26 protein-coding genes are annotated in these 24,553 nt (G+C 63.9%); 6 read left to right on the top strand and 20 right to left on the bottom strand.

What is annotated here, in order from left to right; genetic code table 11:
• Positions 1-108: 108 nt before the first annotated feature.
• The 4 genes from IAG25_RS33815 to IAG25_RS33800 form a co-directional block, all read right to left on the bottom strand.
• Complete coding sequence (locus tag IAG25_RS33815) at positions 109-723, bottom strand: class I SAM-dependent methyltransferase (RefSeq protein ID WP_187608765.1); 615 nt, start codon at positions 721-723, stop codon at positions 109-111.
• The gene (locus IAG25_RS33810) at positions 720-1,511 is read right to left on the bottom strand and encodes a PIG-L deacetylase family protein (protein ID WP_187608764.1); all 792 of its coding nucleotides are present in this window, start codon (positions 1,509-1,511) and stop codon (positions 720-722) included. Before IAG25_RS33810 ends, IAG25_RS33815 begins: the two co-directional genes overlap by 4 nt.
• Positions 1,499-2,536 carry an acyl-CoA dehydrogenase gene (locus IAG25_RS33805; RefSeq protein WP_187608763.1) on the bottom strand — a complete coding sequence of 346 codons (1,038 nt, stop codon included), beginning with the start codon at positions 2,534-2,536 and terminating at the stop codon, positions 1,499-1,501. The genes IAG25_RS33810 and IAG25_RS33805 overlap by 13 nt, the downstream gene beginning before the upstream one ends.
• Positions 2,537-2,857: 321 nt before the next feature.
• Complete coding sequence (locus IAG25_RS33800; protein WP_187608762.1) at positions 2,858-3,877, bottom strand: bile acid:sodium symporter family protein; 1,020 nt, start codon at positions 3,875-3,877, stop codon at positions 2,858-2,860.
• Positions 3,878-4,390: 513 nt separating this feature from the next.
• Between IAG25_RS33800 and IAG25_RS33795 the strand changes: the two genes are divergently transcribed.
• Complete coding sequence (locus IAG25_RS33795; protein ID WP_187608761.1) at positions 4,391-4,759, top strand: hypothetical protein; 369 nt, start codon at positions 4,391-4,393, stop codon at positions 4,757-4,759.
• A 496-nt stretch (positions 4,760-5,255) separates the two neighbouring features.
• Positions 5,256-6,368, top strand: coding sequence for a porin (locus IAG25_RS33790; RefSeq protein ID WP_187608760.1), 1,113 nt, complete (start codon positions 5,256-5,258; stop codon positions 6,366-6,368).
• Positions 6,369-6,438: 70 nt separating this feature from the next.
• Here IAG25_RS33790 and IAG25_RS33785 read toward each other — a convergent pair whose 3' ends face one another.
• On the bottom strand, positions 6,439-7,401 hold the full coding sequence (locus IAG25_RS33785) for an NAD(P)H-dependent flavin oxidoreductase (RefSeq protein ID WP_187608759.1): 963 nt from the start codon (positions 7,399-7,401) through the stop codon (positions 6,439-6,441).
• A gap of 245 nt (positions 7,402-7,646) precedes the next feature.
• Here IAG25_RS33785 and IAG25_RS33780 point away from each other — a divergent pair, with 245 nt between their 5' ends.
• Positions 7,647-8,537: an alpha/beta fold hydrolase gene (locus IAG25_RS33780; RefSeq protein ID WP_187608758.1), complete on the top strand. Its 891-nt coding sequence runs from the start codon at positions 7,647-7,649 to the stop codon at positions 8,535-8,537.
• A 177-nt stretch (positions 8,538-8,714) separates the two neighbouring features.
• Here IAG25_RS33780 and IAG25_RS33775 read toward each other — a convergent pair whose 3' ends face one another.
• The 13 genes from IAG25_RS33775 to IAG25_RS33715 all read right to left on the bottom strand — a co-directional run bounded on the left by IAG25_RS33775 (position 8,715) and on the right by IAG25_RS33715 (position 20,456).
• On the bottom strand, positions 8,715-9,626 hold the full coding sequence (locus IAG25_RS33775) for an MBL fold metallo-hydrolase (RefSeq protein ID WP_187608757.1): 912 nt from the start codon (positions 9,624-9,626) through the stop codon (positions 8,715-8,717).
• On the bottom strand, positions 9,623-10,180 hold the full coding sequence (locus tag IAG25_RS33770) for a DUF1289 domain-containing protein (RefSeq protein WP_255504146.1): 558 nt from the start codon (positions 10,178-10,180) through the stop codon (positions 9,623-9,625). Before IAG25_RS33770 ends, IAG25_RS33775 begins: the two co-directional genes overlap by 4 nt.
• Positions 10,181-10,215: 35 nt before the next feature.
• Positions 10,216-10,713: a YbaK/EbsC family protein gene (locus IAG25_RS33765; protein ID WP_187608755.1), complete on the bottom strand. Its 498-nt coding sequence runs from the start codon at positions 10,711-10,713 to the stop codon at positions 10,216-10,218.
• A gap of 12 nt (positions 10,714-10,725) precedes the next feature.
• Positions 10,726-11,649, bottom strand: a complete 924-nt coding sequence (locus IAG25_RS33760) for a hydroxymethylglutaryl-CoA lyase (protein ID WP_187608754.1) — start codon at positions 11,647-11,649, stop codon at positions 10,726-10,728.
• Between the two features lie 27 nt (positions 11,650-11,676).
• Entirely contained in the window at positions 11,677-12,618 is a 942-nt protein-coding gene (locus IAG25_RS33755; RefSeq protein ID WP_187608753.1) for a 2-hydroxyacid dehydrogenase, read from the bottom strand.
• Complete coding sequence (gene bioB / locus IAG25_RS33750) at positions 12,615-13,664, bottom strand: biotin synthase BioB (RefSeq protein WP_187608752.1); 1,050 nt, start codon at positions 13,662-13,664, stop codon at positions 12,615-12,617. Before bioB ends, IAG25_RS33755 begins: the two co-directional genes overlap by 4 nt.
• A 4-nt stretch (positions 13,665-13,668) precedes the next feature.
• Positions 13,669-14,370, bottom strand: coding sequence for a dethiobiotin synthase (bioD, locus tag IAG25_RS33745; RefSeq protein WP_187608751.1), 702 nt, complete (start codon positions 14,368-14,370; stop codon positions 13,669-13,671).
• Positions 14,367-15,557 (bottom strand): 8-amino-7-oxononanoate synthase, encoded by a 1,191-nt coding sequence (gene bioF, locus IAG25_RS33740; protein WP_187608750.1) that lies wholly within the window; start codon positions 15,555-15,557, stop codon positions 14,367-14,369. Before bioF ends, bioD begins: the two co-directional genes overlap by 4 nt.
• Complete coding sequence (locus IAG25_RS33735; RefSeq protein WP_187608749.1) at positions 15,554-16,861, bottom strand: adenosylmethionine--8-amino-7-oxononanoate transaminase; 1,308 nt, start codon at positions 16,859-16,861, stop codon at positions 15,554-15,556. Before IAG25_RS33735 ends, bioF begins: the two co-directional genes overlap by 4 nt.
• Before the next feature lie 297 nt (positions 16,862-17,158).
• Complete coding sequence (locus IAG25_RS33730) at positions 17,159-18,415, bottom strand: dienelactone hydrolase family protein (RefSeq protein WP_187608748.1); 1,257 nt, start codon at positions 18,413-18,415, stop codon at positions 17,159-17,161.
• A gap of 325 nt (positions 18,416-18,740) precedes the next feature.
• A complete protein-coding gene (locus IAG25_RS33725) occupies positions 18,741-19,160 on the bottom strand; it encodes a YchJ family protein (RefSeq protein WP_187608747.1) in 420 nt (139 codons plus the stop codon).
• Positions 19,157-19,765, bottom strand: a complete 609-nt coding sequence (locus IAG25_RS42160) for a glutathione S-transferase family protein (RefSeq protein WP_187608746.1) — start codon at positions 19,763-19,765, stop codon at positions 19,157-19,159. The genes IAG25_RS33725 and IAG25_RS42160 overlap by 4 nt, the downstream gene beginning before the upstream one ends.
• A gap of 13 nt (positions 19,766-19,778) precedes the next feature.
• Entirely contained in the window at positions 19,779-20,456 is a 678-nt protein-coding gene (locus IAG25_RS33715) for an SDR family oxidoreductase (protein WP_187608745.1), read from the bottom strand.
• A gap of 118 nt (positions 20,457-20,574) precedes the next feature.
• Between IAG25_RS33715 and ubiM the strand changes: the two genes are divergently transcribed.
• The 3 genes from ubiM (at position 20,575) to IAG25_RS33700 (ending at position 22,526) form a co-directional block, all read left to right on the top strand.
• Positions 20,575-21,777, top strand: a complete 1,203-nt coding sequence (gene ubiM / locus IAG25_RS33710) for a 5-demethoxyubiquinol-8 5-hydroxylase UbiM (protein ID WP_187608744.1) — start codon at positions 20,575-20,577, stop codon at positions 21,775-21,777.
• Between the two features lie 103 nt (positions 21,778-21,880).
• The gene (locus IAG25_RS33705; protein WP_187608743.1) at positions 21,881-22,123 is read left to right on the top strand and encodes a hypothetical protein; all 243 of its coding nucleotides are present in this window, start codon (positions 21,881-21,883) and stop codon (positions 22,121-22,123) included.
• Entirely contained in the window at positions 22,110-22,526 is a 417-nt protein-coding gene (locus tag IAG25_RS33700; protein ID WP_187608742.1) for a type II toxin-antitoxin system VapC family toxin, read from the top strand. Before IAG25_RS33705 ends, IAG25_RS33700 begins: the two co-directional genes overlap by 14 nt.
• A 47-nt stretch (positions 22,527-22,573) precedes the next feature.
• Here the strand turns inward: IAG25_RS33700 and IAG25_RS33695 are convergent, their stop codons facing one another.
• Positions 22,574-23,767 carry an acetyl-CoA C-acetyltransferase gene (locus tag IAG25_RS33695; RefSeq protein WP_187608741.1) on the bottom strand — a complete coding sequence of 398 codons (1,194 nt, stop codon included), beginning with the start codon at positions 23,765-23,767 and terminating at the stop codon, positions 22,574-22,576.
• Positions 23,760-24,542, bottom strand: a complete 783-nt coding sequence (gene can / locus IAG25_RS33690) for a carbonate dehydratase (RefSeq protein ID WP_187608740.1) — start codon at positions 24,540-24,542, stop codon at positions 23,760-23,762. Before can ends, IAG25_RS33695 begins: the two co-directional genes overlap by 8 nt.
• Between the last annotated feature and the right edge of the window lie 11 nt (positions 24,543-24,553).

Here is a 24,553-nt window from a genome sequence, read left to right as displayed (position 1 = left end):
AGTAAAAAGGCTGGAAAAAACGCGCAGATCGGATTGGAGAAAACCAGTAGAGCCTTGTTGTATATGAGATTCCTTGCAATATGTTTGTTTAGTAAAAATCAGAAAACGCTATATCGATGCTTCCCGATCGTGGATCGAGCGCTTGTCGGGCGTCCACACGTCGAGGACCAGATCGTCGTCCCAGTAGTGGCAGAGCAGCGGCAGACTCATGCGGCCGCGCAACTTTGCGTGCACGTCGTCGCCGTGCTGCTCCCATCCTTCGATCGGCCGACGCCAATGACAGGCGACGACAGCGCCATCCCGCGACAGCGTCTGATGTATGTGCTCGACGATATGCCAAAGCTGCGGTTCGTCAAGGTAATAGCCGATCTCGCTGATCACGACGAGATCGAACTTGCCGCTTGGCCAGACATCGGGCAAGAGCATTTGCTGGACGGTTACGTTGGAACATTCCGCGACGCGTTGCCGCGTGAGCGCGACGGCGTCCTCGGCGATATCCGTGGCGACCAGTTCGTCGCAGCGCTGCGCCAGTAGGGCGGTCAGCTCGCCATTGCCGCAGCCGGGCTCGAATGCGCGCGCGTACCGCTCATGGGGAAGCGACGCGAGCATGAGCGCGCGCTTGCGCCGTTCATACCATCGATTTCTGATTTTCCAGGGATCGTCGTCGTGTCGATACAGGTTATCGAAGTACTGCTTAGTATTGTCGCTGGTGTTGTTGTTCATATGAGTACGACTTCGAATGGCCGAGTCAGCCGGGCCAGCACATGCTCGGGTAGCACTGGCGCCTGACCGGTCGTGGTATCGGGATCGAGTTGGCTCCGAAAAGCCTGCACGGCCCGAAGCTTCCGGGCATGCGTTGCGGTGTCGAGGACGATGCGGCGAGCACGGCTCCATGGCACGCGCGTATCGTCCGGCGACGCCCAGTGCCAGGTCCAGAGCGGCACTTCCACGCAGGGCAGATCGAGCGCTTGTGCCGCGGAATGAACGGCGCGCCCGGCCGCTTCGTGGTCGGGGTGACCATCATAGCGCCAAGTCGTGAAAACGATATCGCCGGGTTGAAGAAATTCGGATAGTGATCCTGACAAAATTTCTTCGATGCGACCCGGCGCGCCGTCCGGAAGTCCGAGCCTGACCACCTCCACTTGCCGCAGATGCAGCCGCTGAAGCGCCGTTCTCGTTTCCTGCGGACGCACGCGCGCGAGGCGTTCCGGCGGCCATTCGGTCGAATCCGGGTGACTCGCGGTGCCATCGGTGGCTGCCACGATGAGTATGCGGCGGCTGATTTCCGAGAGACGGGCGAGCAGCCCGCCGGTGCCGAGCACTTCGTCGTCGGGGTGTGGCGCAACTACGACAGCCCGTGCGCCGAGCGGCACCAGTTCGGCGGGATCGACCTCGGGCAGCGCGTTGAGACGCGCCCATCCTTGCCACGCGGCCTCGGGCGTGCCTTCGCCGGATATCGTGCGGTCGGCGGCCTGTTCGTCTGTCGGCGCTTGCGTGGTCACACTTGCCATGAAGTTAGTCCCTCCTCTATGACGCGCTCGGCGAGCGATGCTTCGTCGCGCTCGGCGTGGCTTTGTCGAATGAAAACCGGCAGATCGGCCATGAGTTGCGCGAAGTGCGCGTCGCGGCATAGCGGAGCTGCGCCCAGGGCACGGCCTGCGCGTGTCACGACGAGCGCCGCCGCGGTTTCCGCCGCGAGCCGTGCGCGCATTGTGGCCGCCATCGCGTCGGCGTGCGGCGACTGGTCGATGTACTCGGACGTCTCGCGCAGCAACGCGGCCGTGGCGCACAAGGTCGTATCGATGACGCCAAGGTGCGCGAGCTTGTGCGGACCGGCGCGATGCCTCGCGTCGCGCGCGACGAATGCGGCGATGCCGGCCGCGGCGCCAAACCAGCACGCGGCGATACCCGCGCCGCCGTGCCAGAAGCCCGGGCGCTCGACGTACGCTCGCGGAGAGCCGATACGAAGCGCGGGCACGCGTTCGAAGGACACATCGACGCTCGCGCTCGCCTGCATGCCGACCGCTTGCCAGCCAGAGTCTGTGATCCGCACGCGGTCGTGTCTCAGATCGACGGCGGCAAGCACCGGTTCGTCGCGTTCGTTCCATGCCGTCACGAGCGCATGCGTGACCGACGCCGCGCCGGAGCACCATGATTTCGTGCCCTGCAAGAGCACGGTCTGCGAATCGATGTCGCCCAGCGCCGATAGCCGCGCGTTCGGTGGCTCGGCCGCCCACACGGCCCACGCGCTGCCGTGATCCGGTTGCTCGGCACCGAGCTCGGCGAGGATCGCGAGCGCGTCTGTGTGACCTTCGTACAGCTTGACCAGCGACAGGTCGAACGCGGCTACCGCGCCGAGCGAGCGCCAGCGTTCGGACGTGTTCCCGTGACCCGGCAAGGGCAGTCGATCCAGGCCCTCGCTAATCAGCGCATGCAGCGCGTGACCGGCGTCTTTCGCGCTGCCGCGCTGGAACGGCATTTCGTCGAGGAAGGCGCGCAAGGCGGATGCCGTCGTGAGTTGTTCGACGTGATTCATCTTTCCTTCCGCCTTTGATGAGTGACGCGTGGTGTGCGCATGCTTGTCCTATGCCCGTTTCTGCACGTTGTTGAACAAGAGTGTGGCAAGGCACATGCCCGGACGCCATTCGGCCGAAAGGTGTAGGCCAAAGCGTCGGACGCCGGGCAACGCAGTTTCGAAGATCGATGCGAGAAGTCAGGCGTTTCGGCCTATGCCGTCCGGCCGAATCGACATCAACGTGCGGACGGGCTCAAATGACGCAAAGGCCGCGCAGGGCGGCCTTCGGAAAGGAGGGTAACGATGGCGAGGCAGACAACGCCGCCTGCGGTCAGGCTCGAGTCAACGGCGCGCGGGCGCAGCGACGTTCTTGTCCTTGCGCACCGGTTCGGGCGCCGTCTTGCGCGCACCCCAGCGCTGCGCGAGCACTGCGCACACCATGAGCTGGATCTGATGGAAGAGCATGAGCGGCAGCACCACCGCGCCCACCGCGTGCGACGCGAAGATCACCTTCGCCATCGGAATGCCGGAGGCGAGGCTCTTCTTCGAGCCGCAGAAGATGATCGTGATCTGGTCAGCGCGGGAAAAGCCGAGACGCTTCGCGGTGAAGGCCGTGATGAAAAGCGCGGCCGCCAGCAGCAGGATATTGACGGCAAGCAGGCCCGCGAGCGTCGAAAGCGAGATCGAATGCCAGATGCCTTCGTTCACGGCCTCGCTGAACGCCACGTACACGACGAGCAGGATAGAGCCCTGGTCGACGAACTTGAGCATCGCGCGGTGCCTGTCGATCCATTTTCCGATGGCTGGCCGCAACAATTGCCCGGCGATGAACGGCACGAGCAGTTGCAGCGTGATGTTGCCGACGGTGTGCCACGGCGAGCCGGTCGTCGCGCCGTGATTACTCACGACGAGCCCGACCAGCGCCGGCGTGATGAAAATGCCGAGCAGGCTCGACGCGGACGCGCTGCACACGGCAGCCGGCACGTTGCCTTTCGCCATCGACGTGAAGGCAATCGACGATTGCACCGTGGACGGCAGCGTGCAAAGAAAAAGGATGCCCGTGTAGAGCGCGGGCGTGACGAGCGGCATGAGCACCGGCTTGAGCACGAGGCCAAGCAGCGGGAAGAGTGCGAACGTGCTGAGCAGCACGACGAGATGCAGCCGCCAGTGCGTCGCGCCGGCGATGATCGCCTCGCGGGAAAGCTTCGCACCGTGCAGGAAGAACAACAAACCGATGGCGATATCGGTGATCCAGTTGAACGCCACCGCCGCGCTGCCGCGGCAGGGCAGGAAGCTGGCGACGATGACCGTGCCGATGAGCGCCAGCGTGAAGTTGTCGGGAAGGAGTTTGGGCCGTGCCATCAAAGGTTCTCGTGCCGGGACACCCCGGACGCGCTGCCCGGCGTATTCGTCGTCAAGTCAGTAAAAACCATGATTTTCGCTCGTGCCCGATTAAATTGGCAAATTCATTTACCAGATCGATTGATTCCCAATGCGCATGAAAGCAACAAAACCTCTGTGCGGACCGGGGTTCAGAGCGAGCAACATCCGGGCCGCGCACGCGTCGATTTCACGGCTTCCGCAACCGTCTGTCCAGCAAAAATTTCGTCACATGATTGGCGATCCGAAACAGTCGGCCAACACGAAAAAACTCTGACGTAACATGGTGTTACAACCATCGAGCAGGCCTAACACTTTTTGGCTCGACTGCCGCCACGGTGCGAAATAAATTGTTGGGTACACCGGTTGGCGGGTTTTTGCATTGCCTCGATGCAGCAACCCGGATGTTCCGACTACGGCCGGTTGTCCGCCTGAATCGGAAGCACCGCTTTCGACGCACGGACGGGAATATCGGTCGGAGCAGGCAGTTTCGACATGACGCTCACTGGCTTTCGCAAGACTACCCGGCTTTTCGCATCCGCTGCGCTCGGCGCGCTGGCGGTGGCGGGTTCGCTCGCGCTCGCGGGGCCGCGTGTCGAGTGGCTGTCGTCGGCGGTATTCAGCGATTCCGCCGCAAGCCGTCAGTCATTGCACTACACGCCGGTTTCCGCCAAAGACGGTCTCACGCCCGTGAGCGCCGAAGTGCGGCCCGGTCCGCGCGCCGATCAGGCAGTGCCCATGCGCGGCACAGGTTCCATTCGCGCCGACATCACGCGCTACAACGAAGAGCGCAGCCTGCCACGCCCGCCCGGGCGTCCGGCGGATGACGGCCGCACGCCGGCCAACGCGAACTATCGCAATTGAATCTTCGGTCCCGTCGCCAATAGCTGTCGTTCGTCAATGAACGCAAAACTATTGGCGCGTCTAGTTTCGCGACCAAGATGACGTAATCACGCCACACTCAGGCAGCGATTTTCTCCAAGACATTCCGATCTTTTTTCCGTGCACGGACAATGCGCCGTGCGCGGGGAAATGTCGTATTCCCGATATTTCGAATGGCTTTCGACGCTCCGACAGGCGCGCCGGTGCTCGCTCTGCAAAGCGTCGGGTTTTAAGAAAAATCAGCGCGCGCGTGCGATACGACGCGCTCCGCCGCATGCCCAGGCGGTCGGCATTATCCGAACCGCTATACCCGCAATAACCAGAAATATTTTTGACCGGAAAAATGGTCCGTAAAGATGGTGCCGCTCCACACGCGATGCCACTCTCGCCCACAAAACCGTCAAGCCGGTCAGACGAGGCGAGTGCAACGCTCCTCGCCCGCCAAGCTTTCAATTTTCGACAAAAGACAGGAGAGTTCATGAAGTCAACCGTCAACCGTGCGCCGAAGACTACGGTGAAAGCAACGGTCAAGGCCACCGCAGTCGCCGCAGCGATGCTCGGTCTATTCGCCGCGGGGGCGGCGCACGCGCAATCGAGCGTTTCGCTGTACGGGCAGGTCGACGAATGGGTCGGCGCTCAAAAGTTCCCGGGCGGCGATCGCGCTTGGAACGTCAGCGGCGGCGGCATGTCGACGTCGTACTGGGGCATGAAGGGTTCTGAAGATCTCGGCGGCGGCTACAAGGCCATCTTCACGTTGGAAAGCTTCTTCCGCGCCCAGAACGGCCAGTACGGACGCTTCCAGGGCGACACTTTCTTCGCGCGCAACTCGTATGTCGGCATTCAAGGTCCGATCGGCACGTTCACCGCTGGCCGCCTGACGACGCAACTCTTCGTCTCGACGATTCTGTTCAACCCGTTCGTCGATTCGTACGTCTTCTCGCCGATGGTCTACCACGTGTTCCTCGGCGCAGGCACGTTCCCGACGTATCGGACGGATCAGGGCGTGGTCGGCGATTCGGGCTGGAACAACTCGGTGCAATACACGTCGCCTGACTTCAACGGTCTGTCGGGCAGCGTGATGTACAGCTTCGGCAACACCGCCGGCGACGGCCGCTCGAAGAAGTACAGCGCGCAGTTCCTGTACTTCCACGGCCCGTTCGCGGCCACCGGCGTCTATCAGTACGTGAACTTCAACAACACGCCCGGCGACCTGACTTCGATCGACGGCTTCGCGACGCCCGGCTACAAGAGCCAGAGCGTCGGCCAGCTGGGTGCATCGTTCGACATGAAGTGGGTCAAGTTCTTCGCGCAGTACATGTACACGAAGAACGACTTCGAAGGCCCCGGCACGTTCCACGTCAACACCGGTCAGGGCGGCGTGACCGTTCCTCTCGGCCCGGGCACGGTGATGGCGTCCTACGCGTACTCGCGCAGCAACGGCGGCCTCGACCAGACGCACAAGAGCTGGGCGCTCGGCTACGACTACCCGCTGTCGAAGCGCACCGACGTCTACGCGGCGTACCTGAACGACAAGTACACGAGCCTGTCGTCGGGCGATACGTTCGGCGTCGGCATCCGCGCGAAGTTTTAAGCAGCGCACACGCCAAAACGAAAACACCGCGCTTCATGCGCGGTGTTTTTTTGCGGCTAGCGGAAAACGATCAGCCGATCGCGAGGCGCGTCTTCGCGTCGTCGTACTCGCGCTTCAGGCGCTGCACCAGCTCGGCGACGCTCGGCACGTCCTCCATCAGCCCGACGCCTTGCCCCGCGCCCCAGATCTCCTTCCATGCCTTCGCCTTGCTCGTGCCTTCGGCGAAATTCATCGCGTCCTTGTTGGACTCGGGCAGCGCGTCCGGGTCGAGCCCCGCATTGACGATGCTCTCGCGGATATAGTTGCCGTGCACGCCGGTGAAGAGATTCGTGTAGATGATGTCGGCGGCTTTCGCATCGACGATCGCGCGCTTGTACCCCTCCAGCGCGTGCGCCTCCTTCGTCGCGATGAAGCGCGTGCCCATGTAGGCGAGGTCCGCGCCCATTGCCTGCGCGGCGAGAATCGAGCCGCCGTTCGCGATCGCGCCCGAGAGCACGATCGGACCGTCGAACATGCGCCGCACTTCGCCGACAAGCGCGAACGGCGAAGTCGTGCCCGCGTGGCCGCCCGCGCCCGCGGCGACGAGAATGAGGCCGTCCACGCCGGCTTCGAGCGCTTTCTGCGCGTGTCGCAGATTGATGACGTCGTGCAGCACGATGCCGCCATACGAGTGCACCGCATCGATCATTTCTTTGACCGGCGCGCGCAGGCTCGTGATGAAAATCGGCACCTTGTGCTCGACGCACACGCGCACGTCCTGCTCCAGCCGCGCATTCGACTGATGAACGATCTGATTGACCGCGATCGGTCCGATGACCGCTTCGGGATTCGCCGCCTTGTGCTCCGCGAGCGAGGCCTGAATCTGCGTGAGCCATTCGTCGAGCAATTCGGCGGGGCGGGCGTTCAGCGCCGGAAACGAGCCGACGATCCCGGCCTTGCATTGCGCAAGCACGAGTTCCGGATAACTGACGATGAACATCGGTGAACCGACGACGGGCAATGTGAGGTGCTGCAAGACGGCGGGCAGGGCCATGGCGCGAATCTCCTGAGTGTGTCCGGGCAGCATTGAAAGCATTCTACGAACTGGCGCTCGTTTTCGGGGAAGCATGCGCACCGGACAAGCGAACGATCGTTCGATTATACGCGTGACATCGTTCGCGACATATTCGCCATTTCCCGAGGAAGTCTTCGGTTTCCGCGTTTGCGGGCCCTCCGGCGCCTCAGCAACCGTGCCCCCGCGCCTACAATGATCCGCAACGCCACGAACAAGAAAACATCATGTCTTTCAAAGACTACGAACCGTTTCGCGTCGATGCGGGGGGCGTCGAAATCGTTGGGATGAAAGGCGGTGACGGGCCGCCGCTGCTCCTCATGCACGGTCATCCGCAAACGCACGAGATCTGGCACAAGTGCGCCGGCGATCTCGCGAAGCACTTCACCCTGATCGCGACGGATTTGCGCGGCTACGGCGCGTCGGGGAAGCCGAAGAGCGACGCGCGTCACACGCCCTACTCGAAACGCGCGATGGCCGCCGATCAGGTCGCGGTGATGCGTCACTTCGGCTTCGAGCGCTTTCTCGTCTGCGCGCACGATCGGGGTGCGCGTGTCGCGCATCGCATGGCGATGGACTTTCCCGATGCCGTCGATCGTCTGATGCTGCTCGATATCGCGCCGACGCTCGCGATGTACGAAGCGACCGACCTCGCTTTCGCGACCGCGTACTTCCACTGGTTCTTCCTGATTCAGCCGTCGCCGTTGCCCGAGTTGCTCATCGGCGGCAATCCGAACGCGTATATCGATCGCGTGATGGGAAATCGCCATGCGGGACTTGCGCCGTTCGCGCCGCACGCTTTGCAGGCGTACCGCGACGCGCTCGCATCGCCCGGCGCGATCTTCGCGATGTGCGAGGACTATCGCGCATCGGCGAGCATCGATCTGGATCACGATCGCGCCGATCTCGAACGTGGATTGAAGCTCGCGTGTCCGCTGCGCGTGTTGTGGGGACAAGAAGGCGTGATCGAGCGATGCTTCGATGCGCTCGACGAATGGCGGCGCGTCGCGCGCGACGTGAGCGGCCGCGCGCTGCCGTGCGGGCACTACATTCCCGAGGAACAGCCCGACATGCTGCTCGCGGAAATGCTCGCCTTCTTCCAGGCGGATGCACCCTGAAACCCGTGCCGGTATTGGGTCTTACGCCGATTCAGGTGATCGTTAAAGTTTTGTAGGGAAAGCACCGATGCACGTGAAATAGTGGCGCGTTACGATACGTTGGACGTTGATCACGTCCATATGATTCTGCCGCTTGCCGTAGCTGACAAGCGGCTTTCTTTTGCGCGTCCGCTTTGATCAGGCCGCCGACACCATCGCGCCGTTCACATTCACCGAGCCGCCGCGTGCCAGTTCCCCGATGATCGTCTCGATGAGCCTCCGACGCTCGTTCGGCGGCGCAAGCGCATCTGCGGCGGCGCGCATCGCGCGGGCTTGCTCCGTCATCGCGAGCACGGAATCGATGGACATCGCGCGCACTTCCATCAGCTTGAAGACGATCAGCACCTTGAGCGCGTTCTTCGGATTGCGCGCGGGATCGGCTTGCAGGTAATCGAGCCGCGACGAAGCGGTATCGAGCGCGCGCGTGACATCGGTGAACGGCGCGCCGTGGCCGGGAATCACGATATCTACGTCGAGCGTCGAGATCAGTTCGAGCACCGCGCGCTCTTCCGCGAAACCGCTGTCGCCTTCGAGCTCGGGAAAGATCACGCCGAAGCCGTTTTCCCACAACGCGTCGGCGCTGATGAGCACGCGCTTCTCCGGGCAATGCAGCATGAGCGAATGCGGATCGTGGCCCGGCGCGCCGAGCACGTTCCAGTCGAGGCCGCCGAGCGCGAGCGTCGCGCCGTCTTCGATCGTGCCCGTGAAGCCGAAACGCTCGCAGCGCTGGCCGGTTGCGCGGAACGTCAGCGCTTCTTCGTCCCACGCGCGCACGGCGTGCGCCTCGCTCGCGGGAATCAGCGTGCGGCACGCGTAGGTTTCCTGAAGCAGCGCGTTGCCGCCGCAATGATCCGAATGCAGATGCGTATTGACGATCAGATCGAGCGTGCGCGCGCCGAGCTTCTGCTTCACGAGCGCGAGCGTCTGCGGCGCATGCGATGCATAGCCCGTATCGACGATCGCCGTGCCTTCGTCGCTCGTGAACAGCACATTGTTCGACGAGAGCCAGCCGCGCTCGAACACCGTCATGAATTCCGGAAGCGCCTTCACGCGCGCGGCTCCTTCGGCATCACGACGATGGTCGCCGTCGCCTTCATCACCGTCTCGCCGTGCTGATTGTGCGCGCCGCCTTCGAGCTTCACGAGATCGCCGCCGAGGCTCGCTTTCCACTTCGCTTCGGTGACGCGCCAGAACATCGTGAGCACGTCGTTCGCCTTCACCGCGCGCGTCAGCTTGATGCCGAACTCGAGGCCGAGCGGCTGCGCGTCGCGCGAGAAATGCGCGGCGAGCATCGCCATCAGATGCGCGCTCGGTTGCGTGCCGGATGCGATCAGCGAACCGAAGCGGCTCGCGCGCGCGTAGGCGTCGTCGTGATGCAGCGGATTGAGATCGTTGACGAGCGTCGCGAAGTGTTTGATCGAATCGGGCGGCAACGCGAGCGTCGCTTCGAACGATTCGCCGATCGTCACGACGCGCGCGCCCTGGCGGCGGCTTTCGACCCGCGCCAGCACGGCGCGCTTTTCGTCATCGTCGCAGGATGCCCACGCGGCTATCTCTTCGATGGTGCGCAGGCAACCATCGCAGAAGCCGGTCTCCGGATTCATGCGGCAGACATCGACGCACGGCGACGCCATGCCGGTCATGACTCGGCCGTCTCACGCAAGGCGACATCGACGGCCGGCGCGCCCGTCAGTTCGATCAGCTCCTGCGGCGACAAATTGAACACCGCGTGCGGATGTCCGGCCGCGGCCCAGAGACTGTCGAGCGCGAGCAGGTCTTCGTCGATCAGCGTGACCGGCTCGACCGCATGGCCGATCGGGCACACGCCGCCGATCGCATAGCCGGTCTTTTCGCGCACGAACTTCGCGTCCGCGCGCGCCAGTGCGCCGACGCGCGCCGCGACCTTCGCTTCGTCGACGCGATTCGCGCCGCTCGCGATCACGAGCACGGGCGCATCGTCTTCGCGGCGGCGAAAGAGGATCGACTTGGCGATCTGCGCGACCGCGCAGCCGAGACCCGCCGCGGCTTCGGCCGAGGTCTTTCCGGTTTCGGGCAGCATCACGACGTCGTGCGGATGGCCGCGTTCTTTCAACAAAAGCGCGACGCGGCGCGCGGAATCGGGTAATTGGTCGGTCATCGTGTTCCCTTTTTAGACGCAGGCAGCCGCGCCATCGCGTTTCTTCGTGAAGATTGCCTTGCCCGCGCGCGACGAACTCGGCTTGCCGATCGCGCGTGAAATGAAATCGCCGATATCGACGAGCTGATCGAGATCGACGCCCGTCTCGATACCGAGCCCGTTCATCAGATAGACGACGTCTTCCGTCGCGACATTGCCCGTCGCGCCCTTCGCATACGGACAGCCGCCGAGCCCCGCGACCGATGCGTGGAAGATTTCGATGCCTTCGAGCAGCGCCGCATAGATATTGCCGATGGCCTGGCCGTACGTGTCGTGAAAGTGCCCGGAAAGGCGCTCGCGCGGAAACACCTTCTGCGCCGCCGCGAGCACTTCGCGCGTGCGTTTCGGCGTGCCGACGCCGATGGTATCCGCGATGTCGATTTCATCGCAGCCGAGCGCCTTCATGCGCTCGACGACATCCACGACCGACTCGATGCTCACTTCGCCCTGATACGGGCAGCCGAGCGTGCACGAGATGCTGCCGCGCAGGCGCATGCCCGCGTCCTTCGCGGCTTTCGCGACCGGCTCGAAACGCGCGATGCTCTCCGCGATGCTGCAGTTGATGTTCTTCTGCGAGAACGCCTCGCTCGCTGCGCCGAAGATCACGATCTCGTCGGCCTTCGATTCGAGCGCGCCTTCGAAGCCGCGCATGTTCGGCGTCAGCACCGAGTAGATCGTGCCCGGACGGCGCTCGATGCCGGCCATCACGGCGGCGGCGTCGGCCATCTGCGGCACCCATTTGGGCGACACGAACGACGTCGATTCCACATTCACGATGCCCGCCCTCGCGAGCCGGTTCACGAGCTCGATCTTGGTTTCGGTCGGCACGAACTCCTTCTCGTTCTGCAGGCCGTCGCGCGGCCCGACTTCGACGATTTTCACTTTGGACGGAATCATGGCTGTCTCCCTTTATGTGCGATGCGTTCAGTATCCGCGCTTGAAATCGACGATGCCGCTGATCGGCTCGCCGCGCGCGAGCGCTTTGATCTTGCCGGCGATCTGCACGATGCTTTCGTCGCGCAGCGTTTCCGCCGAAATGTGCGGCGTGACCGACACGCGCGGATGCGTCCAGAACGGATGATCCTGCGGCAGCGGTTCCGTGTGGAAGACATCGAGCGTCGCGGCGGCGATCTGGCCGCTGTCGAGCGCGGCGAGCAGATCGGCATCGACGAGATGCGGCCCGCGCGCGACGTTCACGAGATACGCGCCGCGCGCGAGCCTGCCGAACGTGCGCGCGTTCAGAATGCCTTCGGTGTCCGGCGTATGCGGCAACAGGTTGATGAGCACCTTCACGCCGTCGAGGAAAGTGTCGAAGCGTTCCGGGCCCGCATGGACCTGCACGCCTTCGATCGTCTTCGGCGACCGGCTGTAGCCGCGCACCGGCACGCCGAGTTGCAGCAGTCCCTTCGCGACTTCACCGCCCAGCACGCCGAGCCCGAGCACGCCGACCGTGAACGATTCGCGCGCATGTTGCGGCAGCTTTTCCCAGCGGCCTGCGCGTTGCAGGGCGTCGTATTCATCGAAACGGCGCAGATAGCGCAGCACGCAGTAGGTCGCGTATTCGACCATCTGCTGCGCCATGCCGGTATCTTCCAGACGCACGAGCTTCGCGTTCGGCGGCAGTGTGCCGGGTTCGTTGCGTTCGACTTCGAGAATCGCGTCGACGCCCGCGCCGAGATTGAACACGGCCTGCAGATCGGGACGGTTCGCGAAGAGCTCGCGCGGCGCGCGCCAGACGATCGCGTAATCGGCGGGCGCGGTGTCGCCCGGCTCCCACACGCGCAGGTCGGCATCCGGCAACTCGCGTCTCAGGCCGCCGAGCCAGGCATCGAGATCGGCGCCCTTTTCGTAGAAGATGATTTTCATGCGTGGCCGTGTCCGCACGAGCGCTCCGCGCTTTCGACGCCGACGTTCTGCGCCGACTCCGCGCGCATGCCGAGACGCTCGATCAGCTTGCGGTCCGCTTCGGCTTGCGGGTTGCTCGTCGTCAGAAGCTGGTCGCCGTAGAAGATCGAATTCGCGCCAGCGGCGAAGCACAGCGCCTGCAGCGCTTCGTCCATCTGCTCGCGTCCGGCGGACAGACGCACCATCGCTTTGGGCATCGTGATGCGCGCGACCGCGATCGTGCGCACGAACTCGAACGGATCGAGCGCCTCGACGCCGGTGAGCGGCGTGCCCGCGACCTGCACGAGATTGTTGATCGGCACCGATTCCGGATACGGCTCCATGTTCGCGAGCTGCGAGATCAGCCCCGCGCGCTCGCGCCGCGATTCGCCCATGCCGACGATCCCGCCGCAGCACACGTTGATGCCCGCATCGCGCACGTGTTCGAGCGTGTCGAGACGATCCTGATACGTGCGCGTCGAGATGATCTGGCCGTAGAACTCGGGCGACGTATCGAGATTGTGGTTGTAGTAATCGAGACCGGCGTCGCGCAGTCCTTGCGCCTGATGCGCTTCCAGCATGCCGAGCGTTACGCAGGTTTCGAGGCCCATCGCCTTGACGCCGCGGATCATGTCCTTGATCGGCTCAAGATGACGATCCTTCGGATTGCGCCACGCCGCGCCCATGCAGAAGCGCGTCGCGCCGTTGGACTTGGCGGTTTCGGCGGCCTTCAGGACTTCGTCGACGTCCATCAGCTTTTCGGCCTTGAGGCCGGTGTCGTGATGCACCGACTGCGGACAGTACGCGCAATCTTCCTCGCAGCCGCCCGTCTTGATCGAGAGCAGCGTGGAAAGCTGCACCGCGTTCGGATCGAAATTTTCGCGATGCACGGTCTGCGCGCGGTAGAGCAGATCGTTGAACGGCAGGTCGTACAGCGCGACGACATCGGCGACGCGCCAGCGCTGCATCGGTTGCGGCGTGGTCGTGGCGGTCGTGGAAGTGGTCTCTGCGGCGGTTTGCTGTGTCATGAGGTCAATCCTTTCGATGAAGCTGGTCTGTCAGAAGGCCGATGTCGAGCGAATCGGCGGCGCGCCGTGCGTCGTTCGGCGCGAGATGCGGAATCACGCCGACGAGCGGCGCGTCGATGCGTTGCCTGAGAGTTGCGATATTTTCGTCCGGATACAGCATGTTCGGGTCGACGCGATTCGCGACCCAGCCCGCGAGCTTCAGTCCGCGCGACGCGATGGCTTCCACGGTCAAAAGCGCGTGACTGATGCAGCCGAGCCGCATGCCGACGACGAGCACTACCGGCAGATTCAGCGCGAGCGCGAGATCGGCGGTGTCGTGCGTGTCGTCCAGGGGCACGCGAAAGCCGCCGACGCCTTCCACCACGACGATATCCGCTTTCGTCATCGCATGGCGATGCGCGTCGACGATGCGTCCGATATCCAGCGCGATGCCTTCACGCGCGGCGGCGATATGCGGCGCGATCGGCTCGCGCATCATGAACGGCGTGCGGATGTCGTTCGGCAGCGCGACGTTCGCGGCGGCGTCGAGCTGGTCGGCGTCTTCGTTGTGCAGCACGCCGTCACGCTCGATGGCGCCCGACGCGATCGGCTTCATCGCGGCGGCGCGCAGGCCCGCGCGCGCGAAGCCGTGCAACAGCGCAGCGGAGACGAAGGTTTTGCCGATTTCCGTATCGGTTCCGGCGACGAATAACGATAAAGCAGTCATAGCGTGTTCAAAGCGTGATCGAGGCGCGCGAGATCGTCCTCGCTGTGCGCGGCGGAAAGCGAAATGCGCAGGCGCGACGTGCCTTGCGGAACGGTCGGCGGACGAATCGCGGGCACCCAGAGGCCGTGCTCGTCGAGCGCGGCGGCGATTTCCAGCGTTTCGTCATTGCCGCCGATCACGAGCGGCTGCACGGCGGTGTGCGAATCGACGGGCATCCAGCGCGTGCGTTTCAACATCGCGCGCGTGGTCTCGATGAGCGATGCGAGATGCGCGCGTCTTTGATCGCCTTCGTTGCCGCCGATGATCTTCACGCTCGCCGACACCGCATGCGCGACGGCCGGCGGCGACGCTGTCGTGAAGATATACGGACGCGCGCGCTGCACGAGCCATTCGACGACGGTTTCATCCGCCGCGACGAACGCGCCCGCTACGCCCGCCGCCTTGCCGAGCGTGCCGACATAGACGAGATGCGGCGAGCGCAGCGCGTAAGCGGCGAGTGCGCCGCGCCCTTGCGGACCGAGCACGCCGAAGCCGTGCGCATCGTCGACGACGAGCCACGCGCCGTACTTTTCCGCGAGTTCCACGAGACGCGCGAGCGGCGCGATATCGCCGTCCATGCTGAACACGGTGTCGGTGACGATGAGCTTCGTCGCGGCATCGTCGCGCGAGGCGTCGAGCATCGCGTCGAGCGCTTCCATGTCGGCGTGCGGATAGATCTGCGTCTCTGCGCGCGACAGCCTCACGCCGTCGATCAGCGATGCATGGTTCAGCGCATCGGAGAACACGATCGTGCCGCGCCCGGCCAGCGCGGTCACCACCGCGAGGTTCGCCATGTAGCCGGTGCTGAAGTACAGCGCGCGCGGGTTGTCGACAAAACCGCCCGAGAACGCGGCGAGATCGTCTTCGAGTTGCGCGTGCGCGCGCGAATGGCCGCCGAGCAGATGCGAGCCGCCGCTGCCCGCGCCGTACAGCGACGCGCCTTCCGCGAGCGCCGCGCGGATCGCTTCGTGCGCGGCGAGGCCGAGATAATCGTTGCTCGCGAACCCGACGATCTCGCGGCCATCGACCGTCATGTGCGCGGAGCACGCGCTGTCGATCGTCTTGCGGCGGCGTCGCAGGCCGCGCGCGTCGATATCGGCGAGACCTTGCTTCAGCGTTTCATACAGCGCTTGCGATGTGTTCGTCATGCGGCGTCTCCGCGAAGCGTGGCGTCGAGCGTGTCGCGTGTGCGTTGCGCGAGGAGCAGGAGTTCGTCGTCGGAGAGGATGTACGGCGGCATCATGTAGACCGTCGTGCCGATGGGGCGCATCAGCAGTTCGCGTTTCAACGCGTTGGCGAAGAAGCGGCGCGAGAACGTCTTGTAGTCGATATCGACATCGAACGCGAAGATCGTGCCGCGCTGGCGCAGATTGCGCACGCGCTCATGTTCGAGAAGCGGCTGCAACGCTTCGTGCAGCAACGCGGACTTGCGTCGGTTTTCCGCCAGCACGTTCGCGCGCTCGAACAGATCGAGCGTCGCCAGCGCGGCGCGGCACGCGAGCGGGTTGCCCGTGTACGAATGCGAATGCAGAAAGGCGCGGGTGATGTCGTCGTCGTAGAAGGCGGCGTAGATGTCGTCGCGCGTGAGGACGATCGAAAGCGGCAGATAGCCGCCGCTGATGCCCTTCGACAGGCAGATGAAATCCGGCCAGATGCCCGCCTGCTCGCACGCGAAAAAGGTGCCGGTGCGCCCGCAGCCGACCGCGATTTCATCGGCGATCAGATGCACGCCGAATTCGTCGCACAACGCGCGCAATTGCGTGAGATACGACGCGTCGTACATCGCCATGCCGGCCGCGCATTGCACGAGCGGCTCGACGATGACCGCCGCGAGCGTCGACGCGCGTTGCGCGAAAAGCGCGCGCATCGCAGCGATGGCTTCGTCGACGCCGACCGCCGCCGGCGACGCGATCACATGCGCGTGACGAATCAGCGGATCGTATGCGTCCTTGAAAATGGCGACGTCGGTGACGCCGAGCGCGCCGATCGTTTCGCCGTGATAGCTGTTCGCGAGGCACGCGAATTCGCGCTTCTCGCTTTTGTCCCGATTGCGCCAGAAGTGAAAACTCATCTTCAGCGCGATCTCGACCGCCGACGCGCCGTCGGACGCGAAGAACGCATGTCCGAGCGTGCGGCCGGTGAGCGCGGAAAGACGCTCGGCCAGTTCCACGGCGGGCGCGTGCGTGCAGCCCGCGAGCATCGCGTGTTCGAGCGTGTCGAGCTGATCCTTCAGCGCCTGGTTGATGTCGTCGTTCGCGTGTCCGAAGAGGTTCACCCACCACGAGCTGATTGCATCGAGATAGCGGTTGCCCTGCGGATCGTAGAGCCACGCGCCCTTGCCGCGCGCGATCGGCACGAGCGGCACGCGCTCGTGATGTTTCATCTGGGTGCACGGATGCCACACGGCGGAAAGCGAGCGGGCAACCCAGTCCTGATTGGCTTCTGTGTTCAAAAACGGCTCCCAGGCCCGCGCGCGCGGTGCGGACCGGATACGTCGGGCAAGCGCCTGGACGCTTGCGTTGCTGGGGAAACTGCGCGATTCAATTATCGCTAAAAGATAGCCAACCTTCCGTAATCGGAAGGTTTTTTGGCCATGCGCGCGCGCCCAACGGAAATGCGAAAACGCGCTATCGCGCGCAACTTCGTTCATTTCGAAGCGTTGTCGACGTTTTGGCGCGGAAGATGCGGGTTCGACAAAAGCGAACGCCGGCGCGAAGGCCGGCGTTCGAAGAAAGCGGGAAAGGCGTGTTCAGCGCGATGCGGTCTGCGTTTCAGCCGCCTGATCGTTCCAGACGACGCGATTGTTCACCGCATAGAGCCTGCACGGATCGGCGCTCTGCTTCTGGCAGCTCGCGATGGCGACGGCCATCGGATCGTCGCCGCCTTCGGCCCACGACCACGCGCCGGAATCCGACACGGCGAACGCGCGGCTCGAATACTGCGAGAGGAAGTTGCGATATCCGGCGCGACCGGTTTCATCGACGTACGGCACGGCCTGAACCGAATCGAGATCCGCGAAGTTGGTCGCCTTCGGCATGTCCGGCTCGGACACCTGATACTGCACGGCGGTCGGCATGCCGATCTGCGCGAGGAAGGCCTTCACGCGCGGCCACCAGATCTGCACGCCGTCGCGATCGCCGACGAGACGATGCGCGTCGTTCTTGTAGGTGCCGAAATCGACCATGTTCGCGCGCGCGCCGTGCGACGTGAAGGCGGTGTACATCTGCACGGAAAGGTCGCCTTGCCAGACCGAATCGTTGTCGCCGTAGAGCCACAGCGACGGCAGGCGCACGTTCTGGCCGTAATCGCCGAACGCGCTGACCAGATTCTTCTGCCAGCCCGTGCATTCGTCCTGGCGCAGGCCGCCCGAGAAGTTGATGAGGCCGCGCACGCCGGGCGCCGCGACCGCATCGCGCGCGCCGTAGGCGATGGTCGTCAGGCCGCCATGCGACGTGCCCGCGACGACGATACGCGTCTTGTCGATATACGACTGCTCGCTCATGTACGCGACGGTCGCCGCGACGTCCTGCGCCTGTGCGAAACCGTTCGCCTCGACGTCGCAGCCGTGGCCGGCGTACTCGCCGCCCGAGCCCGCGAAACCGCGGCGGTTCGGCACGACGACGACATAGCCGTGGCGCACGAATTCACGCGCGAGCGCGACCGGACGATTGCGCGGCTGCGCGTGCGAGTCGCCGGGCAGCTTGCCGTGATTGAAGACGATCATCGGGAACGGGCCGGCGCCGTCCGGCTTGAACACCGTGGTTTCGAGCGCGATGTCGGCTTCGGGAATTTCGATGACGGCTTCGTTCAGACCATTCGATACGGCGGGCAGGCCGGCGTCGAGCGAATCGGGAATGCGGGAAAGCGGCTGGCCGAATGCGGGCGCCTGGAGACCTTCGGATTGACGGACGCCGCCGATCGGTTCGGCGCGCACGGCGGACGTGACGAGTGACGTCGCGAGCGCGCACACCATGCTGCATCCGACCAACCAGGTTCTGATCGCCATCCGTGAACTCCGACTGCGCTTCCGATAAACGTTGATACGGCGTGCCCAACGCTTTTTGAAGTCACAAACCTACCGCGCTGCTCGTGATGAGCAGTATCGACTGCGGGTTCCGGGAGTCATGCCAGGAACAGGCATGACAATTGGCTTCAAAACGGGGCTTCGCTGCGAGTGCCCGGGCACGGAGATGACTGCGCCCTGACGTGAACAGAGATTAACCGTTCAAAATTGCACTGCACAATAAGTGCTACCCCGTAACTGTTTAATCTGAAAGGAAATTCTTAGGAAATTAATACCGTGCGCCACCTCATATTTCTTAAAGACATATTTACTTTTCTTTTATCTGACCATCGACGTAAATCCAGTTTCCGTCGCTGTTGCGCGTGAAGCGGCTGGCCTCGTGCAGCCGATGCGCGCGCCCGTCCACCTTGTAGCGCGCGACGAACTCCACTTCTTCGTGATCGGCGTCGATCGGCGTGTGACGTTTGATCTGCAGGCCGAGCCAGCGCGTGCCGCTGTCGGATGCGTCGAGATCGGGCGGGCAGGTGGATTCGGCCCATGTCGCACGAAGATAGGCCGTGTCGCCGCGCACGTACGCGGTGTAGCGCGAACGCATCAGTTCCATCGCGTTGGCGGGCTTTTCGCCGCCGTCGATGAATCGCCCGCAACACGCTTCGTAGCGCGGCGCGCGTGCATTCGGACGCTGGTCGGGCGCGGCGCCGCCGCAGGGACAATCCACCGGCTTCATTGATCGACGCCCGGCATTTCGACGTGCCGCGGCTGGCTGCGCACGCGTTCGAGCCACGCGCGGATCGCCGGATAGCGCGACAGGTCGACATTCGCTTCATCGGCGACGTGCGTGTAGGCATAAAGCGCGATATCTGCGACGCTGTAGCGCTCGCCAGCGAAATACGCGCGCGTGGCGAGATGCTGCTCCATCACGTCGAGCGCGCGATAGGAACCGGCGATTTTCTCGGGCAGGCGGGCATCGCCGGGATTCTTCTGAAACTGCAGGATGAAGCGCGCCACGGCGACGAACGGCTCATGGCTGTACTGCTCGAAGAACATCCATTGCAGCGCCTGCGCGCGTTCGAGGCGATCGGTCGGCATGAGCGGCGTGCCATCGGCGAGATAGCAGAGGATCGCGCCGGATTCGGAGAGCGTCGTGTTTTCGTCGATGACGAGCACCGGCACCTTGCCGTTCGGATTGAGGCGCTTGAACTCGTCGGTGCGGGTCGCGCCGTGCATCATGTCGACTTCATGCCACACGTAAGGCAGGCCGAGTTGTTCGAGGATGAGGCGAACCTTGTAGCAGTTGCCCGATGCGGAAACGCCGTGTACCTGATAAGTCACATTCCCTCCAGTTTCACCATTCGAGCTTCGTGCCGTCGTACTGCACGAAGGTTCCGTTGAACGCGTCGCGCATCGCGCCTGCTTCCGCGATCACCGCGCGCATGCCCGACACGCTGTGCGCGACGTCGATCGCCGCCGACGGTCCGCCCATCTCCGTGCGCACCCAGCCCGGATGCAGCGCGATGCACGCCGAATGACGCGATTCCAGCGACGCCACCTTCAACGCGGAATTCAGCGCGGCCTTGCTTGCGCGATACAGCCAGCCGGTCGTGCCGCTCGTCTCGCCGATGCTCCCCATCTTGCTCGACACGACCGCGAACACGCCGTTCGCGGCATCGGTGAGCGGCAGCAGCACGGGAATCAGCTGCATCGGGCCGCGCACGTTCGTGTGCATGACCTGATCGAAATCGTCTGCGCCGATGGTTTCGACGCCTTCCGTGCGCGGACCGTACACGCCCGACACGACGATCGCCACATCCAGCTTTTCCTCGTCCAGTTGCCACTCGAGCGCGGCGATCTGCTCGGGTTGCGTGACGTCGAGCGGGAAGGTTTGCGCGCCCATCGCGTCGAGCGCGGAGAGCGAGGATTTGTCGCGGGCCGTGGCGAGCACGCGCCAGCCATCGCGACAATATTCGCGCGCGAATTCGTGGCCGAGGCCGCGCGACGCACCGACGATCAATACCGTTTTCATGACCGACATGTTCCTTGTGTGGACGACCTTGCGACTATAGCGCGCGACCCGCTGTCGCTGCTCGTTCGTCAGCCGTTCGGCTATCGTTGTGCGCTTTAAGAAAACCAAGACCGGAAAGATGGTGCATACCGATATCGTGATCGTCGGCGCGGGGCCGGCGGGTTTGTGTCTGGCGAATGCGTTGAGCGGGGCGGGGTTGTCGATCGTGCTCGTCGAGCAGCAGAGCCACGACGCGCTGCGCGAGCCCGCGTTCGACGGACGCGAGATCGCGCTGACGCAGCAGTCCGTCGCGTTTCTGACGACGCTCGGCGTGTGGGGGCGCATCGATGCGCACGCGAAATCGCAGCTCGCGGATGCGCGCATCTTCAACGGGTCGTCGCCGTTCTCGCTGAAGATCGGCCATGCGCTCTCGGGGCATGCCGAGCTGGGCTGGCTCGTGTCGAATCATCTGATCCGGCGCGCGGCGTTCGACGCGTTCGAGCATCGCCGGGCGTCGGGCGCGGACATCCGCATCTTCGCGTCCGGGCGCGTGATCGATATCGATGCGGATGCCTGCGGTGCGCGCGTGCGGCTCGAAAGCGGCGAGACGATCGCGGCGCAACTCGTCGTCGCGGCGGACAGCCGCTTCTCGGCCACGCGGCGCATGGCGGGCATCGCCGCCGACATGCACGACTTCGGCAAGTCGATGCTGGTCTGCGGCATGACGCACGACGCGCCGCACAATCATGCGGCGTGGGAATGGTTCGGTCATCGGCAGACGCTCGCGCTGCTGCCGATGAATCCCGATCCGCAGACGAGCGCGCATCGGTCGTCGGTCGTGGTGACGCTCGACGCGCGCGACACTGAGCGATTGAGCGCGCTGGATCCCGATGCGTTCAATCGCGAGATCGAACGCCGTTTCGAGCGCAGGCTCGGGTCGATGACCTTGCGCACGACGCGGCATGTTTATCCGCTGGTGTCGGTGTATCCGAAGCGATTCGTGGCGAAGCGTTTCGCGACGGTCGGCGATGCGGCGGTCGGCATGCATCCGGTCACGGCGCACGGGTTCAATTTCGGGCTGGCCGGGATCGAGTTGCTTTCGCGGGCCATTTGCGATGCGCGTGCGGCGGGGCGCGATATCGCCGGCGATGCGCTGCTTGCGCGATACGAGCAAGAGCACCGGCGGGAGACGCGGCCGCTTTATCTGCTCACGCGATTGATCGCCGAGGTCTATACGCGCGACTCGTTGCCCGCGCGGATCGCGCGCGATGCGATGTTGCGCATCGGCGAAAGATTGACGCCGTTCAAGCGCGCAGTGGCGATGTCTCTGGCGGAGCGGTGAAGGGGTCGTTGCAGTAAATTCCTATATCGTTTGGATGACTAGGGATGCTTATTAAACAGGAGTAAAGTCTCGCTACTCGCAACGCTCAGACGAGGAGCAGACTATGTTCAAAATCATTCAGGGAACTTTACCGTCGAATATCGACGAGGAAGAGCTTCGGGAGATACAGGCGGATGCCGCCCGACGCATGAAGATCGAGGCGGAGGTGCGAAGGCAGATGGGCGAGCCGGACGATGACGATAACGCAGGCTTCATCAGAGCCCTCCTGAGTTTTCCGAAGATCGACTGCGACGACTCCATTTTCGATCGTCACGCCAGCAACGGAGATTCCGATGTTTCTGGCTGATACCAACGTCATCAGCGAAACCAGAAGAGAAGAACGCGCGAACGAAGGTGTTCGCGCGTTTTTTGAAGGCGCTGAACGGAGAAATCAGAGAGTCCTTCTTTCTGTCGTCACCGTCGGCGAGCTTCGACGTGGCGTCGATTCGCTTCGCTACAAGGGCGACATGCGGCAGGCTGAAAATGTGGAAGCGTGGCTGAAAGGCGTTCTTCACGCATATGACAAGAAGATCGTGCCGGTCAACAGGGCGATCGCGGAGGTGTGGGGACGTCTCCGCGCTCGGCATCCCGAGCCTGCCGTAGACAGGCTCATTGCAGCAACGGCGCTGGCTCACGGTTTGACGGTAGTCACGCGCAATGTCAGGGACTTCGAGCGCGTGGGAGTGAAAATGCTGAATCCCTTCGACTAGCAACCACGCCGGCCCCGGCGCGCAGCACCCGGACCGGCCCGCACGACTCAAACCAGTTCCACCCCCATCGCCGTCGCTTCGCCGCCGCCGATACACAAACTCGCGACGCCGCGCTTCAACCCGCGCGTCTTCAACGCGCCGAGCAAGGTCACCAGAATGCGCGCACCCGAAGCGCCGATCGGATGCCCGAGCGCACATGCACCGCCATTCACATTGACCTTGTCGTGAGGCAGATCGTGCTCGCGCATCGCGGCCATCGTCACGACGGCGAATGCTTCGTTGATCTCATACAGATCGACATCGCTGGCGCGCCAGCCGTTCTTCTCGAAGAGCTTCCTGATCGCACCGACCGGCGCAGTCGTGAACAACGCAGGTTCCTGCGCGAACGTGCTGTGCCCGACGACGCGCGCAATCGGCTTCACGCCGAGCCGCTTGGCCGTCGACTCGCGCATCATCATGAGCGCCGCCGCGCCGTCCGAAATCGATGACGAATTGGCGGCCGTCACCGTGCCGTCCTTGGCGAACGCGGGCTTGAGCGATGGAATCTTCTCGATGTTGGCCTTGAACGGCTGCTCATCGCGGTCGATCACGGTATCGCCCTTCCTGCCCTGCACGGTGACCGCCGCGATCTCCCACTTGAACGAGCCGTCTTCGTTCGCCCGTTTCGCGCGCCGCAACGATTCGACCGCGAACGCATCCTGCGACTCGCGCGAGAACGCATACGACGATGCGCATTGCTCCGCGAACGTGCCCATCAGGCGGCCCTTTTCGTAAGCGTCTTCGAGGCCGTCGAGGAACATGTGATCCAGCACCTGACCGTGGCCCATGCGCATGCCGCCGCGTGCCTTCGGCAAGAGATACGGCGCGTTCGTCATGCTTTCCATGCCGCCCGCGACGATCACGTCGACCGATCCGGCCAGCAGCATGTCATGCGCGAACATCGCGGCGCGCATGCCGGAGCCGCACATCTTGTTGATCGTCGTGCAGCCGGTCGACAACGGCAGCCCGCCGCCGAGCGCAGCCTGACGCGCGGGCGCCTGGCCTTGTCCGGCAGGCAGCACGCAACCCATGATCGCTTCGTCGATCTGCTCGGGTTTCACGCCCGCGCGCTCGACCGCTGCCCGGACTGCCGCGGCGCCGAGTTGCGGCGCGGTCAGCGAAGCGAAGTCGCCCTGAAACGCGGCCATCGGCGTGCGCGCCGCCGAGACGATGACGACGGGATCGGTTTGTGTCTCACTCATGTTTCAACTCCTTGATGACGCCTTGAATAACGGCGGGAATATCGCCCAGACGCGCCGCATCGGACGCGAGTACATCGTTCTCCGTGGAATGCGCGCCGCCGCGGCTCATTTCTGCAATGCCGGCGCGATACACCGGATCGATTTCGTCCGATGCGCTGATCATCATGCCCATGTTGCGCAAACGGCCATCGTGCACGCCGTAGGTCCAGCCATGCACGGTGAGTTCCTGCCCGCGCGCCCACGCATCGTTGACGACGGTCGTGCGGCACACGTTGATGGTCTGCTCGATCGTGTTCAGCTCGACGAGACGACGATGCCGCGCATCGCCCATCGGCCATTCGTCGAGCAGCGCGGCGTGCTTCTCGCGCACGTCTTCGACATGGCGCAGCCAGTTGTCCGCGAGACCGACGCGCCGCCCGACGAGCGCCGCGCCCACACCCGAGCAGCCGTAATGGCCGACAACCATGATGTGCTTCACCTTCAGCAGATCGACGGCGAACTGGATGACCGACAGACAGTTGAGATCCGAGTGCACGACCACGTTCGCGATGTTTCTGTGCACGAACACTTCGCCCGGCGGCAGGCCGATGATTTCGTTGGCGGGCACGCGCGAGTCCGCGCAGCCGATCCACAGATACTCGGGCGTCTGCTGATGCGCGAGACGCTTGAAGAAATCGGCGTCCTCGGCGAGCTTGCGCTGAACCCATTCCTGATTGTTCGCGAACAGGTGGGCCAGCGGAGTCGAGGATTCGTTGTTGTCGGGAGTGTGGTTCATATTCGATAGTC

The organism is Caballeronia sp. EK (assembly GCF_014384845.1).
Taxonomy (GTDB): Bacteria; Pseudomonadota; Gammaproteobacteria; order Burkholderiales; family Burkholderiaceae; genus Caballeronia; species Caballeronia jiangsuensis.
Note: the sequence above shows the minus strand (reverse complement) of the source record. Positions and strands in the feature narration are given on the sequence as shown.

Excerpts from the sequence above, each read along its gene's own strand:
- IAG25_RS33815 (WP_187608765.1), bottom strand. The coding sequence starts at position 723 with ATGAACAACAACACCAGCGACAATACTAAGCAGTACTTCGATAACCTG.
- IAG25_RS33810 (WP_187608764.1), bottom strand. The coding sequence starts at position 1,511 with ATGGCAAGTGTGACCACGCAAGCGCCGACAGACGAACAGGCCGCCGAC.
- IAG25_RS33805 (WP_187608763.1), bottom strand. The coding sequence starts at position 2,536 with ATGAATCACGTCGAACAACTCACGACGGCATCCGCCTTGCGCGCCTTC.
- IAG25_RS33800 (WP_187608762.1), bottom strand. The coding sequence starts at position 3,877 with ATGGCACGGCCCAAACTCCTTCCCGACAACTTCACGCTGGCGCTCATC.
- IAG25_RS33795 (WP_187608761.1), top strand. The coding sequence starts at position 4,391 with ATGACGCTCACTGGCTTTCGCAAGACTACCCGGCTTTTCGCATCCGCT.
- IAG25_RS33790 (WP_187608760.1), top strand. The coding sequence starts at position 5,256 with ATGAAGTCAACCGTCAACCGTGCGCCGAAGACTACGGTGAAAGCAACG.
- IAG25_RS33785 (WP_187608759.1), bottom strand. The coding sequence starts at position 7,401 with ATGGCCCTGCCCGCCGTCTTGCAGCACCTCACATTGCCCGTCGTCGGT.
- IAG25_RS33780 (WP_187608758.1), top strand. The coding sequence starts at position 7,647 with ATGTCTTTCAAAGACTACGAACCGTTTCGCGTCGATGCGGGGGGCGTC.
- IAG25_RS33770 (WP_255504146.1), bottom strand. The coding sequence starts at position 10,180 with ATGAATCCGGAGACCGGCTTCTGCGATGGTTGCCTGCGCACCATCGAA.
- IAG25_RS33765 (WP_187608755.1), bottom strand. The coding sequence starts at position 10,713 with ATGACCGACCAATTACCCGATTCCGCGCGCCGCGTCGCGCTTTTGTTG.
- IAG25_RS33760 (WP_187608754.1), bottom strand. The coding sequence starts at position 11,649 with ATGATTCCGTCCAAAGTGAAAATCGTCGAAGTCGGGCCGCGCGACGGC.
- IAG25_RS33755 (WP_187608753.1), bottom strand. The coding sequence starts at position 12,618 with ATGAAAATCATCTTCTACGAAAAGGGCGCCGATCTCGATGCCTGGCTC.
- bioB (WP_187608752.1), bottom strand. The coding sequence starts at position 13,664 with ATGACACAGCAAACCGCCGCAGAGACCACTTCCACGACCGCCACGACC.
- bioD (WP_187608751.1), bottom strand. The coding sequence starts at position 14,370 with ATGACTGCTTTATCGTTATTCGTCGCCGGAACCGATACGGAAATCGGC.
- bioF (WP_187608750.1), bottom strand. The coding sequence starts at position 15,557 with ATGACGAACACATCGCAAGCGCTGTATGAAACGCTGAAGCAAGGTCTC.
- IAG25_RS33730 (WP_187608748.1), bottom strand. The coding sequence starts at position 18,415 with ATGGCGATCAGAACCTGGTTGGTCGGATGCAGCATGGTGTGCGCGCTC.
- IAG25_RS33725 (WP_187608747.1), bottom strand. The coding sequence starts at position 19,160 with ATGAAGCCGGTGGATTGTCCCTGCGGCGGCGCCGCGCCCGACCAGCGT.
- IAG25_RS33715 (WP_187608745.1), bottom strand. The coding sequence starts at position 20,456 with ATGAAAACGGTATTGATCGTCGGTGCGTCGCGCGGCCTCGGCCACGAA.
- ubiM (WP_187608744.1), top strand. The coding sequence starts at position 20,575 with ATGGTGCATACCGATATCGTGATCGTCGGCGCGGGGCCGGCGGGTTTG.
- IAG25_RS33705 (WP_187608743.1), top strand. The coding sequence starts at position 21,881 with ATGTTCAAAATCATTCAGGGAACTTTACCGTCGAATATCGACGAGGAA.
- IAG25_RS33700 (WP_187608742.1), top strand. The coding sequence starts at position 22,110 with ATGTTTCTGGCTGATACCAACGTCATCAGCGAAACCAGAAGAGAAGAA.
- IAG25_RS33695 (WP_187608741.1), bottom strand. The coding sequence starts at position 23,767 with ATGAGTGAGACACAAACCGATCCCGTCGTCATCGTCTCGGCGGCGCGC.
- can (WP_187608740.1), bottom strand. The coding sequence starts at position 24,542 with ATGAACCACACTCCCGACAACAACGAATCCTCGACTCCGCTGGCCCAC.